13 protein-coding genes are annotated in these 15,877 nt (G+C 72.6%); 7 read left to right on the top strand and 6 right to left on the bottom strand.

What is annotated here, in order from left to right:
• The first annotated feature begins 56 nt into the window (after window positions 1-56).
• Window positions 57-2,324: a hypothetical protein gene (locus K8612_RS34720; protein ID WP_223765395.1), complete on the top strand. Its 2,268-nt coding sequence runs from the start codon at window positions 57-59 to the stop codon at window positions 2,322-2,324.
• Window positions 2,325-2,332: 8 nt separating this feature from the next.
• On the opposite strand, the gene K8612_RS39415 is transcribed toward K8612_RS34720, so the two are convergent.
• Entirely contained in the window at window positions 2,333-2,875 is a 543-nt protein-coding gene (locus tag K8612_RS39415; RefSeq protein ID WP_223765394.1) for a DUF2378 family protein, read from the bottom strand.
• A 168-nt stretch (window positions 2,876-3,043) separates the two neighbouring features.
• Between K8612_RS39415 and K8612_RS34710 the strand changes: the two genes are divergently transcribed.
• Complete coding sequence (locus tag K8612_RS34710) at window positions 3,044-3,445, top strand: 3-keto-5-aminohexanoate cleavage protein (protein ID WP_223765393.1); 402 nt, start codon at window positions 3,044-3,046, stop codon at window positions 3,443-3,445.
• Between the two features lie 67 nt (window positions 3,446-3,512).
• The gene (locus K8612_RS34705; protein WP_223765392.1) at window positions 3,513-4,373 is read left to right on the top strand and encodes an SDR family NAD(P)-dependent oxidoreductase; all 861 of its coding nucleotides are present in this window, start codon (window positions 3,513-3,515) and stop codon (window positions 4,371-4,373) included.
• Here K8612_RS34705 and K8612_RS34700 read toward each other — a convergent pair.
• Window positions 4,363-5,226, bottom strand: a complete 864-nt coding sequence (locus K8612_RS34700) for a methyltransferase domain-containing protein (RefSeq protein WP_223744297.1) — start codon at window positions 5,224-5,226, stop codon at window positions 4,363-4,365. The two genes, K8612_RS34705 and K8612_RS34700, sit on opposite strands and share 11 nt — an antisense overlap.
• 7 nt (window positions 5,227-5,233) lie before the next feature.
• On the bottom strand, window positions 5,234-8,782 hold the full coding sequence (locus K8612_RS34695; RefSeq protein WP_223765391.1) for a serine/threonine-protein kinase PknK: 3,549 nt from the start codon (window positions 8,780-8,782) through the stop codon (window positions 5,234-5,236).
• 186 nt (window positions 8,783-8,968) lie between these two features.
• On the opposite strand from K8612_RS34695, the gene gor reads away from it, so the two are divergent.
• Window positions 8,969-10,399, top strand: coding sequence for a glutathione-disulfide reductase (gene gor, locus K8612_RS34690; RefSeq protein ID WP_223765390.1), 1,431 nt, complete (start codon window positions 8,969-8,971; stop codon window positions 10,397-10,399).
• A 12-nt stretch (window positions 10,400-10,411) separates the two neighbouring features.
• On the opposite strand, the gene K8612_RS34685 is transcribed toward gor, so the two are convergent.
• The 3 genes from K8612_RS34685 to K8612_RS34675 are packed head-to-tail and all read right to left on the bottom strand — an operon-like array spanning window position 10,412 to window position 13,373.
• Window positions 10,412-11,731, bottom strand: coding sequence for a hypothetical protein (locus K8612_RS34685; protein WP_223765389.1), 1,320 nt, complete (start codon window positions 11,729-11,731; stop codon window positions 10,412-10,414).
• Window positions 11,732-11,779: 48 nt separating this feature from the next.
• A complete protein-coding gene (locus K8612_RS34680) occupies window positions 11,780-13,018 on the bottom strand; it encodes an RNA polymerase sigma factor (protein ID WP_373692161.1) in 1,239 nt (412 codons plus the stop codon).
• A gap of 4 nt (window positions 13,019-13,022) precedes the next feature.
• Window positions 13,023-13,373 (bottom strand): YciI family protein, encoded by a 351-nt coding sequence (locus K8612_RS34675; RefSeq protein ID WP_223765388.1) that lies wholly within the window; start codon window positions 13,371-13,373, stop codon window positions 13,023-13,025.
• Window positions 13,374-13,599: 226 nt separating this feature from the next.
• On the opposite strand from K8612_RS34675, the gene K8612_RS34670 reads away from it, so the two are divergent.
• The 3 genes from K8612_RS34670 to K8612_RS34660 all read left to right on the top strand — a co-directional run bounded on the left by K8612_RS34670 (window position 13,600) and on the right by K8612_RS34660 (window position 15,875).
• A complete protein-coding gene (locus tag K8612_RS34670; protein WP_223765387.1) occupies window positions 13,600-14,787 on the top strand; it encodes a phosphatidylserine/phosphatidylglycerophosphate/cardiolipin synthase family protein in 1,188 nt (395 codons plus the stop codon).
• A 113-nt stretch (window positions 14,788-14,900) separates the two neighbouring features.
• Window positions 14,901-15,557, top strand: a complete 657-nt coding sequence (locus K8612_RS34665) for an NAD(P)H-binding protein (RefSeq protein WP_223765386.1) — start codon at window positions 14,901-14,903, stop codon at window positions 15,555-15,557.
• Between the two features lie 75 nt (window positions 15,558-15,632).
• A complete protein-coding gene (locus tag K8612_RS34660) occupies window positions 15,633-15,875 on the top strand; it encodes an addiction module protein (RefSeq protein WP_223765385.1) in 243 nt (80 codons plus the stop codon).
• Window positions 15,876-15,877: the final 2 nt, after the last annotated feature.

Genomic DNA, 15,877 nt, shown 5'->3' with positions numbered 1-15,877 from the left:
CGTCAATGATTGCTCACCAGCCCCGGAACAGGGGCATTCCTCGGTGGGGGGGCATCATGAGCTGGAGCATCCACATTCCCGCGGTGAACACGCTCAAGCTCGCGCTGGGCAACGCCGCGCACGAACAGGCGCTGGGCCACGCGGAGCTGAGCGGCAACAGGGCCATCCCCATCCAGGGAGGCCAGGTGTCCCTGACGGGCGCGCTCAAGGTCCCCGTGGAGCTCTTCAACGACCGGGACGACCAGGACGCGTACGGCATCATCGGCGTGCCCCCGAAGGAGCTGGACGGCTCCACGGCGGAGCCCCTCTTCTCCCCGGACGGGGCCGCGTGCTGGCTGAAGTACGCGGCGGAGCTGAGCGCGGAGGCCAACGGCCAGGGGAACTTCCCCTTCGTCGAGCTGAGCGGCGGCGGGGCGCTCCAGGTGAAGGTGGCGGACTACCGGCACCACGCCGCCACCCAGACCCTGGAGGCCGCGCTGGGGTCGGACGCGAAGTCCCTGCGCCTGCCCTTCGTGCTGGGGGACGTGCAGGCGCTCCAGCCCGGTGACGCCCTGTCGTTCCAGACGTGCGTGGCCCTGAAGGCCGGCGTGAAGGTGTCCTGGTCCGCCATCAGCGCGTCCCTGGTGGGCGCGCTCGCGAAGCGGCTGGCCGGGCCACTGGTGTTCGAGCTGAAGGCGGAGGCGGGCGCGTCCATCGGCGGCACCGTGTCCCTCCAGGACGAGTTCCGCATCGTCTTCTCCCGGCCCAAGGACGGCGGAGCGTTCCGCGTGTCGGTGCGCAAGGCCACCTCGGACGCCGCGGCGGTGCACGTGTCCGCGGGCGTGTCGCTGGGGCACTCGTCGCCGCTGCTCGCCTCCATCCTGGGCGCCGTGGACTCCAAGGTGCGGGACGCCTTGAAGCTCGTCGAAGGCCTGGAGAAGGGCTCGCTCCAGCCCGCGCTCCTCCAGGTCGCCGCCGCGCTGCTGACGCAACTGGGGTTCCTCAAGGCGGTGGAGCCCACGCTCGCGTCGGTGACGGCCGCGTACGAAGAGCTGAAGGACTTCGTGGAGAGCGTGGTGAGCGGCGCGCTCAAGGCCGGCTTCGAGTACGAGTACGCGCGCAGCACCGAGGACTCCACCCTGCTGGAGCTGGAGGTGCCGGCGGAGGAGCTGGCGGGCGCGCACGGCGCGCTCGTCTCCGGCGACCTGGCCTCCATCCAGCACCGGGTGCGGGACGCCTGGCTGCGGCGCTACTTCCACATGAAGTCCGTGGAGTCCCAGCGCGTCTGGGGCCTGGGCCTGGGCTGGCGCGACTTCAACTTCGCCTCGCAGGAGGACCGGCGCAAGCTCAAGGCCGTCGTCCAGCACGCGTCCCGCGACCACCGGCAGGGCCCGCGCCGCTACGCGTTCCTGGGGGCGCGCAGCTACACGAGCTCCGGCGTGCTGTACGGGAAGACCTCCCGCTGGGGGCTCGACTTCAGCGCCCAGATGCCGCGCTTCAGCCTCACGCCCAGCGCGGACGAGTTCGAGTACTCCCTCTTCGCCCAGAGCCAGGTGGAGGACGGCCTGTCGAAGGAGCTCATCCAACGCGCGGTGGACGGCGCCACCGTCTGGGGCGCGGTCCGTCCGGAGGACGCGCCGGCGCTGGTGGACCGCCTCTTCCGCGCGGCGCCCGCCGGAACGAAGACCACCACGCGGCTGGACCTGCGCGTGGACAACCCCAGCTTCCGGCGGCTGCTGGCGAAGCTGGGCTCCGAACCCGCCTTCGAACGCAACGCCTTCGCCAGGGCCCTGGCGCGCGCGCTGCCCCGGGCCAGCCAGCCCGTGCGCACCCAGCTCCAGCGCCGGGAGGAGCTCTACACGCCGCTCTGGGACGCGTACCTCAAGGACGGGGCGAGGGACTGGACGCTGGACCGCGCGAGGGCGAGCGTGGCCTGGCACCTGAAGACCCAGGCGGGGGCGGACGGCTTCGTCGCGTCACACTGGGAGCAGACCGGCGGCACGGGCACGTTCTCCGACGTGCTCGTGCAGTCCTCGCGCTACGGGGGCGACGTCGGCGGCAGGCCGTACGGGAAGGTGTACGTGTTCTGGAAGGACCTGCTCGACAAGCTCATCGCGCTGAACAAGGCCATCCAGTCGGAGGCCGTCGTCGCGGAGAACGACGCGACCTGCGCCGTGCAGCAGGTGTTCGCGGCCCTGGATGACCTGGCCTGCGACGACTTCCGCGTCACCGCGTTCGTCGCGTGGATGGATCAGCTCGCCTTCCGCTGGAAGCTGGGGTCGGGCATCCAGCGCCTGCTCCAGGTGCGCGTGGGAGAGCAGGAGTTCGTCATCTCCCACGGCTGAAGCACGCGCTACCAGCGCATCCGGTACGTGGCGGAGGGCCCCTCGCGGCCCTCCACCACGGTGGTCAGCCCCTTCACGCCGGTGGACAGCGTGCCGAAGTGGCACAGCGCCCCGATGAACTCCGGGTGGATGCCGCCCTCGCTCACCTTCAGCCGGTAGTCGGTGGCGGCCAGGCGCTCCACGTCCACGTGCAGGTAGTTGTTGCCGGAGGCCATGTTGCGCGTCGTGCGCTCCAGCGTGCGCGCGGGGCCCAGGAACTTCACCACGCCCTGGAGCGCGCGGCCGATGCGGGTGGAGAAGTAGGCCGTGACGTAGCGCTGGCCCAGGTGCCAGTGCGCCTGCCCGACGGAGAGGTGGGGGAAGAGCACCTGCGCGCTCAGGATCAACATCTGGTGCCACTGGTCCCGGGGATAGGCGGGCGCCAGCCTCCGGTCCAGGTCCAGCCCCACGGCCTTCAACCTCGCCCGGAGCGGACCCTCCAGATGCCCGTCCAGGACCACCAGCAGGCCTTCGACGGTGTGGCCGAATACGACCTTTTCCGGAGGACGCACGTTGGGAGGCTCCTTCTCCACGGCGCTGGGGATGCGTCCTTCATCGGTAAACGCGGACGGACCCGGGAACAACCCACCCACCCCTTCGTGCAGCGGGATTTCCACCAGCGGACGGAGCAACCTCACGAAGCCCGTGCGCCCGGGGTCATCCGTGGCTTCATCCCGCGCATGTTGCTCAAGGCCTGCCTCAACGGAGCCCGCGCGGCCACCGGACATCCCCGGCTGCCCATCACCCCGGAAGCGCTCGCGGAGGACGCCGCCGCCTGTCACGCCGCGGGCGCGGGCGCGGACGCGCTGCTCGACGCGGGCATCGGCGTGGAGGCGGGGGTGTGGTTCCCCGAGGACGTCCCGCGCCTCATGGCCTGGCCGCGCGCGCCGGAGTGCCTGTCGCGTCCCCTGCTCGTCCACGGCTCGGAGGGAGGCGCGTGGGCCGTGCTCGACCACGCCGCGCGCCACGGCTTCGACACGCGCATCGGGCTGGAGGACACGCTCACGCTTCGGGATGGACGACGCGCGGAGGACAACGCCGCGCTGGTGGCCGAGGCCGTCCAGGCACCGCGAGGCCCGTGAGGATTCACTCCCCGCATGGGTCGTCTCCCAAGCCCGGCCGCGTCCGGGTTCCTATGATGGAAGCACCATGAAAGAGCCCCCCACAGCAGGCGGATCCGCTCCAGCGAGAGAGGGGGACCCGCCGCCCCCGGCGTGGGCGCTCATCCTGGGAGCCTCCTCCGGCTCGGGCGCGGCCATCGCGGAGGCCGTCGCGCGCAAGCCGGGGCTGGACATCTTCGGCGTGCACCGGGGCCGCTACCCGGACACCGCGCGCGAGCTGGTGGCCCACGTGCGCGAGCTGGGCCGGGACATCCACCTGCGGCAGGCGGACGCCTCCACGCCCGAGGCCGCCGAGGCCGGCGCGGACGAGCTGCTCCAGCGCGCGGGCCCCCGCAGCGTGAAGCTGTTCGTGCACGCCATCGCCGGGGCGTCCGTGGGCCGCTTCCTCTCCGAGGGACCGGACCGGCTGCACCCGCGCCGCATCCAGCGCACGTTCGACTGCATGGCGCACTCGTTCGTGTACTGGACGCAGGCCCTGGTGCGGCGCGACCTGCTGGGCCCGGACGCGCGCCTCCTGGGCCTGCAGAACCCGCTGGATGAGACGCACCTGGGCAACACCGGCCTCATCAGCGCGGCCAAGGCCTCGCTGGAGATGTACGTGCGCCACCTGGCCATGGAGCTGGGCCCCCAGGGCCACCGCGTCAACCTGCTCAAGTTCGGCACCGTGATGACGCCCGCGCTGCGCCACGTCTACTCGCCGGAGGCGCTGGCCCACCTGGAGGCGCGCCACGCGGCCATGACCCCCGCGGGGCGCATGGCCACGCTGGACGAGGTGGCCCGCTTCGTCACCGTGCTCGCGGGCGACGACGCCGCGTGGTTCAACGGCGCCACCATCGACTTCACGGGCGGCATGACGCTGAAGCTGCTGGACCTGGTGCTCAACCCGTGACGGCCGGGACGCGGAACGTGAGGCAGTAGTAGAACGGTGACACCTGCTCCTCGATGACGTCTTCCGCGTTCCGGGGCAGCAGCGCGCGGGGGCTCCTCGCCTCGCGCGTGTAGAACGTGAGGGCGCGGAAGGCGGCGCGCTGGAACAGCGACGGACGGAAGGCCGCGTCCAGTTGCTCGTCCACCACCACCAGCGGCGTGCCGGGCCGCGCCACGCGCGCCATCTCCCGCAGCGCCACCGCGGGCTGGCGGTAGCTCCCAATCCCGCCGACGTGGAAGACGCGGTCGAACAGGCCGTCCTTGAACGGGAGCGCGTGCGCGTCCGCCACCAAAAGCCGCGTGTCCTTCACGCCCCGGCCCTTGCGCAGCCGCTTCTCGCACTGCGCCAGCATGCCGGTGCTCAGGTCCAGGCCCCACACCTCCACGGGCAGGCCCGGCGGCAGCGCGCCCCGGATGCGCGGCAGGTTCGCGCCCGCGCCCACGCCCACCTCCAGCACGCGCACGGGCTGCCCGTCGTCGCGAGGCTTCAGCGCGCCCAGCTCCAGCCGGCGCATGTAGCCGTCGCGCATCCGCGACTCGGAGACGGACTGGAACAGCGGCGTCAGCACCGCCGTCAGCGGGTCGTGCAGCGCGGGGAGCCCGTCGTAGAGGTGGCGCATCAGGCGGTCCGTGCCCTGCACGCGGTCCTCGCGGTACAGCCGGGCGAGCCCGTCCTCCATCCCCCACGTCTCGCCGCAGCCGCCGCAGAGCAGCCGCCCCTCGTCCAGCCGGTCGTCCTCGCGCTGCCCGTGCCACACCAACTGGCCCCGGCAATCCGGGCACGCCAGCAACGCCACGTCCCGCAGCCACATCATCGCTTCGTCACCCTGCCGTCCCCTGTTCGGCCAGGGTCCGCGCCAGGTCCTCGCGCGCCCCCAGCCGGGTGAAGTCCTCCGCCGCCCGCTGGAGCAGCTCCGCGCGCTCCGCGTCCTCTGCGGGCAGGCGCCGCGCCCACTCCAGCCGCGCGCGCGCCGCCTCGTAGGGCATGCCCCGCGCGTCCGACTCCGCGATGCAGCGCTTCCACGCGCGGAAGGCCTTGCGGTGCTTGCCCGCGAGCCACGCCTCGCAGCCGCGCCACAGCCACGCGGAGGGCTCGCCGAAGGGGAACACCCGCGCGAAGCGCTCCACCTCATGGAGCGCGGAGCGCGCGCTGTGCGTGAGCGCCTGCAGGCCGGGCCCGGGCGTCTCGCGCGCCAGCAGCGTGAGCAGCACCTCCGCCACCGCCGTCGCGCCGAAGTAGACGAAGTGCGCCACCGGCTTGCCCGCGGCCAGCCGCACCAGCGCCTTCTCCGCCGCCGCGCGCGCGCCCGCCGTGTCACCCTCGCGCAGGCACAGGAGCGCCAGCGTGCCGTCCGTGATGATGCGGTCGGTGGCGCCGCCGTGCGCCTCCGTCCACGCGAGCGCCGGCTCCAGCGCCACGCGGGCCCGGGCGTGCTCGCCCAGCCGCAGCAGCATGTGGGCCCGGTAGTGCTGGGCCCAGTGCCGCGTCTGCTCCGCGCCCCGGCGCGCCGCGGACGCCTCCAGCCAGTCCATCAGCGGCAGGCCCCGCGCGAACTGGCCCCGGTACATGGCGGACACGGTGAGCAGCGCGCGGCACTCCTCCGCCAGCCGCAGGTCCCCCACCGAGTCCACGATGGCCGTCGCCCGCGCGAGCCACGTCTCCACGTCCTGCCAGCGCGCCTGGTACACCGCGCACACGGCGTTGCGGTTGAGCACGTAGGCCAGGTCCGCCGGGCGGCCCACGCTCTCGGCCACCTCATGCGCCCGCTTCACCCACGCGTCCGCCACGTGGTGCAGCGGCACCGTGCCCGCCACCACCGCCATCACCGTGTAGCCGCGCGCCAGCTCCGGCGTGGGCCCCGCGGGCTCGCACAGGTTGAGCATGCGCAGGCCGCTCCAGAGCACCGGCAGCGCCTCCTGCGCGTAGATGAATGCGTCGGTGAGCCGCATCAGCAGCCGGCCCGCCACCCGCCGCGTCTCCTTGCGCCGCCGGGAGTCATCCACGTACGCGTCCGGACGGGCGCTCTGCGCCAGCCGCGACAGCACCTGCCCCAGCGTGCCCAGCACCCACGCCCCGCGCGACGAGGGCACGCGCCAGCCGAAGTGCGCGAGCGCCGCCTCCGCGTGCGCGCGGAAGGCCTCCAGGTCCCCCAACTGGAACCGCGCCTCCGCCAGCAGCGCCTCCATCCGGCCCTGCTCCAGCGGCGTGGCCTGGGGCGCGACCGCCAGCGCCCGGGAGAGCAGCGGCAGCGCTTCCCGGCACGCGCCCACCGACAGCGCCTCCTCGCCCGCGAGCCGCGCGTGATGCGACTCACGGGCCGCGTCCCCGGCCTGCCCCCAGTGGTACGACAGCGCGGCGGCGTGCCCCGTGGGGTGGGCCGCCTCCAGCGCCTGGGCCGCGCGCCGGTGGAGCGCGGGGCGGAGCTCCGGGGGCAGGTCCTCCAGCAGCCGCTCGCGCAGCTTGTCGTGCGCGAAGCGCCAGCGGCCGTCCGCCACGTCCAGCACCGCCGCCGCCGCGCAGTCGGTGAGCCACGCCTCCACGTCCGCGCCGGGCGCGGCCCGCTCCAGCACCGCCAGGTCCAGCTCCCGGCCCAGCAGCGCCGCCACGTCCAGCAGCTCCCGCGCCTCCCGGGGCACCTTCTCCAGCCGGCGCTGCACCAGCGCGCGCATGCCGCCCGCCCACACGCGCTGGGGCAGCGCGACGGCGCCCAGCCGGTCCAGGCCGCCCGCGTCCTCCGCCAGCGCGCGCACCACCTCCACCAGCAGGAACGGGTTGCCCTCCGACTCGCGGCGCAGGAGCTCCACCACGTCGGGCCGCCGGCCGACGGCGCCCAGCATGGACTCGCCCAGTTGGGCGATCTCCTCCGCGTTCAGCCGCTGAAGCCGCAGCACGCGGGTGCCCTTCAGGCGCTCCGGCAACTGCGGGGACTCGTCGTCGCGGAAGCTCACCAGCAGGAGCAGCGGCAGGCCCGGCGCCCTCGCCGCGAGCTGCGCGAGGAGCTGGAGGGACTCGGCGTGCGCCTGGTGCAGGTCCTCCAGGATGACCACGGTGGGCTGGGACAGGCGGGCGAAGAGGTCCTCCACCGTCTGGTGCAGGCGCAGTTGCGCCATGTCCCCGTCCAGCTCCGGCGCGGCGGGCACCTCTCGGCCCAGCAGAGACTCCAGGTCCGGCACCAGCGGCCGGAGCACGCGCGCCTCGCGGTCGGAGAGCTCCGTGAGCATGGGCAGCCAGCGCAGCACCGCGCGCCACTCCTGGTAGGGCACGCCGCCGGTGTCCACCGCCTGGCCGCGCAGCACCATCGCGCCGCGCACCAGCGCCAGCGAGCGCACCTCCTCCAGCAGGCGCGACTTGCCCACGCCGCTCTCCCCGCCGATGAGCCACGCGGCGCCCTGCCCCGCGAGCGCCGCGTCGAGCACGTTCGTCAGGTGCTCGCGCTCCGCCACGCGGCCCACGAAGCGCGCGGACTGGAGGAAGCTCTCGCGCGTGGCGGCGGACTCGGCGGGCGGGGGCTGGCCCACGGCGTCGCTCAGCGCGGTGATGACGGCCTCCGCGTCGCGCGGCCGGCGGTGGGGCTCGGGCGCCACCAGTTGCTCCAGCAGGGCCCTGAGCGCGGGCGGGAAGCCCGGCGTCGCGAACACCTGGCCCCCGTGGGGCAGCCGGCCGAAGAACATCTGGCACGCCATGGCGCCGAAGCCGAACAGGTCCGTCCGCTCGGACGGGGGCTGATCTTCAAAGAGCTCCGGGGCCAGGTAGCCCGGGGTGCCCGCGGGCTGCGCGCGTCGGCCCTGCTGGTCGCGGCCCACGGCCAGGCCGAAGTCCAGCACCTTCACCTGGCCGCGCACCACCAGCACGTTCCCGGGCTTCAGGTCGCGGTGGATGATGCCGCGCCGGTGCAGGTACGCGAGCGCCTGGAGCGTCTGGATGAGCAGCCCCACCTGCGTCGTCAGGGGCGCGCCCGTGCCGGCCTCCACCAGCGTGCGCGCGTCCTCCAGCAGGTCCATGGCCAGGTAGGGCCGGCCCTCCGCGTCGAAGCCGTAGTCCAGCACGCGGATGACGTGCGGGTGGCGCAGCGACACCAGCGTCTGGAACTCGTGGGCCAGCGACAGCGCCATGCCCTGCGTGGCGAAGGCGGAGGGCGTGCCCCGGCCGGGACGCCGCGCCAGGTCCGCCACCGTCTTGTGCAGCCGCTTGAGGGCCACGGGGCCGGACAGTCCGTCCTGCGCGCGCCACACGGTGCCCGCGCCGCCGCGTCCCAGCAGGTCGAGGATGCGGTAGCGGCGCCCCACGACCTCCGGATCCATGCCCGGAGGCGAGTCGGCGTCCGGGGCATCCGCCCGGGAGGAGGTCTGACAGGAAGGGGGGTGAGACATGAGGGGAGGCCGCCCTGTCCGTGAGGATATCCCCCCTTCCCGTGCGAGAGGGAGCTTGAATGTATCGGGGGCAGCCGAAGCAGGAGGCGCTTCGGACCCCGGGGAGCAGCCCTGCGGGCGGGGCCCGGCAGGGTTCCTTCCCTCCGGAGCGCTGAAACATCACTTTTGACGCAAGGAGGACACCGGATGGCTGGCTACGACTTCGACTTGTTCACAGTGGGCGCGGGGTCGGGCGGGGTGGCGGCCAGCCGGCGCGCGGGGGCCTCCGGGGCGAAGGTGGCCATCTGCGAGGAGGGGCGCGTGGGCGGCACGTGCGTGCTGCGCGGGTGCGTGCCCAAGAAGCTGCTCGTGTACGCGGCGCACTACCGCTACGACATGGAGGACGCGGCGGGCTACGGCTGGACGGTGAACGGCCCCGCGCTGGACTGGAAGAAGCTCCAGGCGGCGAAGGCGAAGGAGCTGGAGCGGCTGACGGGCATCTACGGGCGGCTCCTGCGCGACGCGGGCGTGACGCTGGTGGAGGGCCGGGGCCGGGTGGTGGACGCGCACACGGTGGAGGTCGCGGGCAGGCGCTACACGGCGGAGCGCATCCTGGTGGCCACGGGCGGCCGGCCCTACCTGCCGGAGGTGACGGGCATCGAGCACGCGCTCACCTCCGAGCAGGCGCTGGAGCTGCCCGCGCTGCCGCGCCGGGTGGCGGTGGTGGGGGGCGGCTACATCGGCGTGGAGTTCGCGGGCATCTTCGCGGCGCTGGGCGTGAAGGTGACGATGCTGATCCGCGGCGACACGGTGCTGCGCGGCTTCGACAACGACATCCGCGCGGCGCTGACGCAGGAGATGCGCAAGAAGGGCGTGGACATCCGCCCGGAGACGTTCGTCCAGGACATCGAGAAGCGCGAGGACGGCACGCTCAGCCTGCTGACGCGCATGGGGGACACGCTGGAGGTGGACGCGGTGCTGTACTCCACCGGCCGCGTTCCCAACACGCAGGGCCTGGGCCTGGAGGAGGCGGGCGTGAAGCTGAACGAGCGCGGCGCGGTGGTGGTGGACGCGCAGTCGCGCTCCTCGGTGGAGAGCATCTACGCGGTGGGGGACGTGACGGACCGGCTCAACCTCACGCCGGTGGCCATCGCGGAGGGGCGCGCGATGGTGGAGACGCTGTACCGGAACAACCCGGTGACGATGGACCACGAGAACGTCCCGTCCGCGGTCTTCAGCCAGCCGCCGGTGGGCACGGTGGGGCTCACGGAGCGCGAGGCCATGGAGCGCTACGGCAAGGTGGACGTCTACGTCTCCAGCTTCCGGCCCATGAAGCACACGCTGACGGGCCGGGACGAGCGCTCCATGATGAAGGTGGTGGTGGAGCGGGGCACGGAGCGCGTGCTGGGCTTCCACATGGTGGGCGCGGACGCGCCGGAGATCATCCAGGGGCTCGCGGTGGCGCTGAAGTGCGGCGTGACGAAGAAGCAGCTCGACGCCACGGTGGGCATCCACCCCACCGCGGCGGAGGAGTTCGTCACGCTGCGCGACAAGCGGCCCGACCCGTCGGAGAGCGCCACGATGCTGGAGCTGGGGCGGGAGGTGGTGGCCACGCCTCCGGGGGACCAGCGCAAGTAGCGCGCGTGCGCTTCAGTCCGTCTCGCCCAGCTCGAAGGCGGACGTCCCCGTGTGGTGCTTGCGCTTCGTGAGCTGGTGCTCGTCACGGAGCTGGTTCTCGTAGAACGGCAGGTGCTGCGCCGTGCGCTGCTTGCGCAGCGCGCGGATGGTCTCGTGCTCCGTGGTGTTGCTGTAGCCGTGCTTCGTGTGCTCGCGCGCGTACGCCTGGGGCTGCAGCACCATCCGTGTCGGATGGCGGTTCTGCAGGACGTGGATGAGCTCGTGCCCGTAGACGATGAACGCAGGCGCGGGGATGGGGTGCTGGTCGCGGGAATAGTTGCGCTGCGTGCTGTCGCGCAGCCCGGAGCGCAGGCTGAGCCGGGAGCCGCGTCCGGAACCCTTGCCCGCGAGCCCCGGCGCCGGTTCGCTCAGCAGGTAGTCCTCGCCGTGGCCGTCCTCGTCGTACCAGCCAAGCTCCACCTCCAGCTTCCCGATGCGCGTGTCCACGGCATCGCGCCGGGCCCCCAGGTCCGCGTAGATCCTCGACGACGACGCCAGGCGCTTGCGCAGCTCGCCCCAGCTCTCATTGCCCTGCCGCGCGTCCTCCTCCATGCGGGTCAGCTCCTGGCTCATCCCTTCGTATTCGGCCTTCAAGCGCGTGAGCTCATCGGACGTCGCCACCAGCCGCTGCTTGTTGACCTCCACCTTCTGCCGGAAGTTGGCGGAGGGCGTGAAGGCCTGGGTCAACACCAGCGTCACCGGCCACTCCGGGTCCGCCTCCGTGTCCCTGAGGATCCACCGCATCAACTCCCGGCCATGCGCACGGGACAGCAGCCGGGCGTGGATGGCGCGCACCTCGCGGTTGCCGCGCGCGTATTGCGCCCCGGTGGGCAGCTTCACCGCGCCCGTGCCGTTGCGCAGCGCATCCCAGTCCGCGTCCAACTGGTTCAGCGCGGCGGTCCCCAGCGTCCCGCGGTCCGGCGTGTAGAGCTTCAGGTCGTTCGTGTGGACGTAGTCCACCAGCTCGATGTGCGCCTCCTGGATCTCCACCAGCAGCCGCATCAACAGCAGCCGCGACGGCTTGGAGTGCGCGAGCCGCTCCTGCTCCAGGTCGCAGAGCCGGTACAGCAGGTGCTCCGCCGTATCGAGCGCCTTCAGCTTCGCGTCCGCCCACGCCTGCTTGCCCGTGAAGAAGTACGAGGCCTTGCCCCAGCCGCTCCAGTCCGCATGGAACGCGTCGAGCGCGGCGCAGAACGGCCGGACGAAGTCCTCCAGCCGGGACACGACAGGCAGCAGGTGACGGGGCTCCAGGCCCAGGTCCGACTTGAAGTCCTCCGACGTGCTCAGCGACATGCCCGCTCCCGGTGACCCGACGAGAGCGGGACGGTAGCACGCGCGCTCCTACTCGCAGGCGCGGGCCCGGGAGAGCAGGTACTCCCGCTGCGGCGGCGTGCGGGCCAGCGCCGCGGCCTGACGGAAGCAGTCCGCCGCCCTCCCCCGCGCCCCTGCCTGCTCCAGCAGCATGCCCTCCACGGCGAAGCGGTACGGGTATCGCCGCAGCACCGCCTCCGAGCGCAAGGGCCCCAACGCCTCCAGCGCCTCGGCCGGCCCGCGCACCCGCGCCAGCGCCACCACCCGCGACAGCGCGACGATGGGCGACGGCTTGAGGGCGAGCAGCGCGTCGTACAGCCGCAGCAACCGGGCGCTGTCCTCCGGCCCCGGCGTGGACGTCTTCGCGTGCACGAGGGCGATCTCCGCCTCCAGGTGCAGCGGCGTCAGCACCGTCCCCATGGAGGCGCGCAGGTGCCAGAGCCCGCGCGCCAGCAAGAGGGGCGACGGCTCCGTCCCGGCTCGCGCCTCCTGCGGCACGAACGCGCCCCGCGCATCCACGCGGCCCGGGAGGTTCGCGGCGCGGAAGCAGAACAGCGCCGCCAGCGCATGGCCCTCCGGCGTCGCGGTCCCCGCGTGCGCAAGCAACACCTCCGACAGGCGCAGCGCCTCCAGGCACAGCTCCGCGCGGGACAGGTCGTGGCCCTCGGAGGCCTCGTAGCCCTCGTTGAAGAGCAGGTAGAGCGCGGCGTGCACCGCGCCCAGCCGCTCCGGCAGCGACTCGGGCGAGGGCACCTCCAGCGTGGCCCGGCAGGCGCGCAGCGTCCGCTTCGCGCGCACCAGCCGCTGCGCCACGGTGGGCTCGTCCGCGAGCAGCGCGGCGGCGACCTCGCGCACGGAGAAGCCACACGCCACCTTCAGCGTGAGGGGCACCTGCATCTCGCGGGAGAGCGCCGGATGACAGCACGCGAACAGCAACCGCAGCGCATCATCCGGGAGCTCCGCCGCGAAGCGCGTGGGCGCATCCGGAGGCCCGGCCTCATCCTCGGCCTCCGGGCCCTCCGGCTCCTCCGGCGCGCGCTGCCGCAGGAGGTCCGTCAGCCGGTTCAGCGCCACGCGCAGCAGCCATGCCCGCGGCTGCTCCGGGATGCCGTGGAAGCCCCACGTCCGCGCCGCCTGGAGCATGGCGAACTGCACCGAGTCCTCCGCCAGGTCCAGCCGTCCCAGCCCCACGCGCCGGGCCACGGCCGCGACGAGCCCCGCGGACCACTGCCGGAAGGCCAGCTCCAGCGCCTGCGTCGCGGAGGACACGGCGTCAGACCTCTTCGATGGCGCGCAGCTCGACTTCACCGCCGTAGCGCAGGTGCGGACACGTCCGGGCCAGGGCCACGGCGGCGTCATACGAATCCGCGGACAGGATGAAGAGGCCGCCCACCACGTCCTTCACCTCCGCGTACGGCCCGTCCGACACGAGCACCTGTCCGCCCTGCTGCGTCAGGCGCCGGCCGCCCTCGTCGCGCAGCTTCTCGCCCTGGAGCAGGCGGCCCTCCTGGAGCAGCCCGTCACTCCACCGGGCGTACTCCTCCACGATGGCCTGCAGCTCGGCGGGAGACATGGCGGCGAAGGTGGCGGGGTTCTCGTGCAGCAGCATCAGGTAGCGGGCCATGGGACGGACCTTTCGGGGGACAGCGGGGGTTTCGTCGAAAGAGACGGCCCACGTCGCGGAGGATCGACATGCCTACCCCGTCACCCTGTGCGCACACCCACTCCGTGGACAGAGAACACTTGTCTCGCGCTCACGGGTGACACGTCACCCGGGGGTGCCTACCCCTGAAGGACAGGAGGCGCGGGCACCGGACGTGAGCAAGGGCGGACGATGGTGGGGGGGAGTCATGGGGGCGTTGTTGCTCGCGGGATGTCCGTCCGCGTGCAACTCGAAGGAGTCGTCCCGTCCATTCCAGCTCACGGGGCAGGTGGGTTCGCGTGGGGCGGGCTTCGCATCGGCGCTGTACCAGACGACGGGCGTGCGGATGGAGCCGCGCAACCGCATCCGGTGGACGAACAACGGCGCCGTATTCGACGTGATGGTGGAAGAAATCGCCCGGGCCCGCGCCTCCGTCCACATCGTGATGTTCATCTGGAGGCCGGGCCGCGCGTCCGACCGCATGATTGAAGCGCTGGCCGAGCGGACCCGCGAGGGCGTGCACTGCCGCGTGCTGGTGGATCCGCTGGGCAGCGGCCCCTTCGAGACGGAGGTGAAGCCCCGGCTGGAGGCCATCGGCTGTGAGGCCCACCTGTTCCGCCCGCTGCCGGCGGACGAGAACCTGGCGCGCAACCACCGGAAGATCGTCGTGGTGGACGGCAAGGTGGCCATCACCGGCGGGCTCGCCATCCAGGACGAGTGGCTGGGCGACGTGCGCAACGAGAAGGAGTGGCGCGACACCAACGTGCGGGTCCAGGGCCCGGTGGTGGCGCAGCTCCAGCAGGCGTTCGCGGAGAACTGGCAGGAGACGACGGGCGAGCTGTTGCCCCCGACGGACTTCCCCACGCTGTCGGTGGCGCAGCCCGGCCTGGACGCCGCGGGGGAGGGCTGGGCGGCCTTCGTCAGCAGCACGGCGAACCCGGAGGTGACGCGCGCGGAGCGGCTGACGCAGTTGATGGTGAAGGCGGCGAAGAAGCGGCTGTGGATTTCGCAGGCGTACTTCACGCCCAACGACGCGCTGACGGCGCTGCTGGTGGAGAAGGCCCGCGCGGGCGTGGACGTGCGGGTGCTGGCGCCGGGGGACAAGAACGACCAGCGGGCCATCACGGTGCTCCAGCGCCAGAGCTACGACACGCTGCGGGCGGCGGGCGTGCGCCTCTGGGAGTACCAGCCGGCGATGATGCACGCGAAGACGATGCTGGTGGATGACCGGCTCGTGCTGGTGGGGTCCATCAACTACGACGCGCTGTCGTTCAATCTGCTGGAGGAAGGTTCGCTGGTCCTGGAGGACGTGGAGGCGGCACGTCAGTTGGAGGCCATCTTCCTGGAAGACCTCACGAGGGCGCGCGAGGTCCAGGCCGAGCAGGCGAAGCGCTGAAGGCAGGCTGTCCGCTTTCACGCGTGGCCCCTGGAAACAGTGGGCAAGGGGCGGGCCGTGTGCTCAAGAAGTGCGTCCAGGGGCCGCGAGGTTCGCGGCCGGGAGGCATCGCCATGAGCAGCGCAGCTCCTCGTCATCTCTTCGTCGCGGGCGCCACGGGCGCGACGGGCCGCACGCTGATGCGGCAGGCCCTGGCCAGGGGCGTGCCGGTGACGCCGCACGTGCGCCCCAAGAGCGCGAACACGGAGCCCGCGAACCACTGGCCAAAGAAGGCGGTGCTGGAGCTGGCGGACGGGCCCGCGCTGGTGGAGGCGATGAAGGGCAGCACGACGGTGCTCCAGCTCATCGGCACGATGCGCAAGCGCTTCGCGGCCGGGGACACCTACGAGACGAGCGACATCGGCACCACGCGGCAGTTGGTGGACGCGGCGAAGGCGGCGGGGGTGGACCACTTCATCCTGCTCACGTCGGTGGGCGCGGGCAGCCCGGTGGGCGCGTACCTCAAGGCCAAGGCGGAAGCGGAGCGCATCGTCCGAGAGAGCGGAATCCCCTACACGATGGTGCGGCCCCCGGCGTTGGAAGGCGAATACCACGCGCCGCCCGGCATCCTGCACACGCTGGGCAAGCTGCCGCTGCTGCACAAGCTGAAGCCCATGCACCTGGACCAACTGGCCGCCGTGCTCCTGCGCATCGCGGAGCGCCGGGCCCCCCTGGACACGGCGCTCGAGGACAAGCGCCTCTGGGCGGAGGTCGAAGCGGTAGGCCGGTAGCTGTCAGACCCTCCAGGTAGGAAGGCTCCTCCGCTGCGCGAGCACGTGACGCATGGAGGCGCTACAATGAGGAAAATGGCTACCCGAGACCAGTTGCTTGCCCAGGCCCTGCGACTCTCACCGGAGGACCGCAGACGGCTCGCCCATGAGCTGCTCGACAGCCTGGATGAAGGTGTGGCCACTTCGGATGCCGAGGCAGCCTGGGGCGAGGAAATCAGCCGCCGCGCGCAGGAAGTCCTCGACGGCACGGCGGAGCTCGTCGATTGGGACGACGTACGAAAACAAGTGAATGAGGAGTTGGAGCGAATGCGGCGATAGGT

The organism is Corallococcus sp. AS-1-6 (assembly GCF_020037015.1).
Lineage (GTDB): Bacteria > Myxococcota > Myxococcia > Myxococcales > Myxococcaceae > Corallococcus.
This window is presented reverse-complemented; position numbering and strand designations above follow the sequence as displayed.

Coding starts and splice junctions, on each gene's coding strand:
- K8612_RS34685 (WP_223765389.1), bottom strand. CDS start 11,731: ATGTCGCTGAGCACGTCGGAGGACTTCAAGTCGGACCTGGGCCTGGAG.
- K8612_RS34700 (WP_223744297.1), bottom strand. CDS start 5,226: ATGATGTGGCTGCGGGACGTGGCGTTGCTGGCGTGCCCGGATTGCCGG.
- K8612_RS34710 (WP_223765393.1), top strand. CDS start 3,044: ATGTTGCTCAAGGCCTGCCTCAACGGAGCCCGCGCGGCCACCGGACAT.
- K8612_RS34670 (WP_223765387.1), top strand. CDS start 13,600: ATGGGGGCGTTGTTGCTCGCGGGATGTCCGTCCGCGTGCAACTCGAAG.
- K8612_RS34695 (WP_223765391.1), bottom strand. CDS start 8,782: ATGTCTCACCCCCCTTCCTGTCAGACCTCCTCCCGGGCGGATGCCCCG.
- K8612_RS34705 (WP_223765392.1), top strand. CDS start 3,513: ATGAAAGAGCCCCCCACAGCAGGCGGATCCGCTCCAGCGAGAGAGGGG.
- K8612_RS34665 (WP_223765386.1), top strand. CDS start 14,901: ATGAGCAGCGCAGCTCCTCGTCATCTCTTCGTCGCGGGCGCCACGGGC.
- K8612_RS34660 (WP_223765385.1), top strand. CDS start 15,633: ATGGCTACCCGAGACCAGTTGCTTGCCCAGGCCCTGCGACTCTCACCG.
- gor (WP_223765390.1), top strand. CDS start 8,969: ATGGCTGGCTACGACTTCGACTTGTTCACAGTGGGCGCGGGGTCGGGC.
- K8612_RS34720 (WP_223765395.1), top strand. CDS start 57: ATGAGCTGGAGCATCCACATTCCCGCGGTGAACACGCTCAAGCTCGCG.
- K8612_RS34675 (WP_223765388.1), bottom strand. CDS start 13,373: ATGGCCCGCTACCTGATGCTGCTGCACGAGAACCCCGCCACCTTCGCC.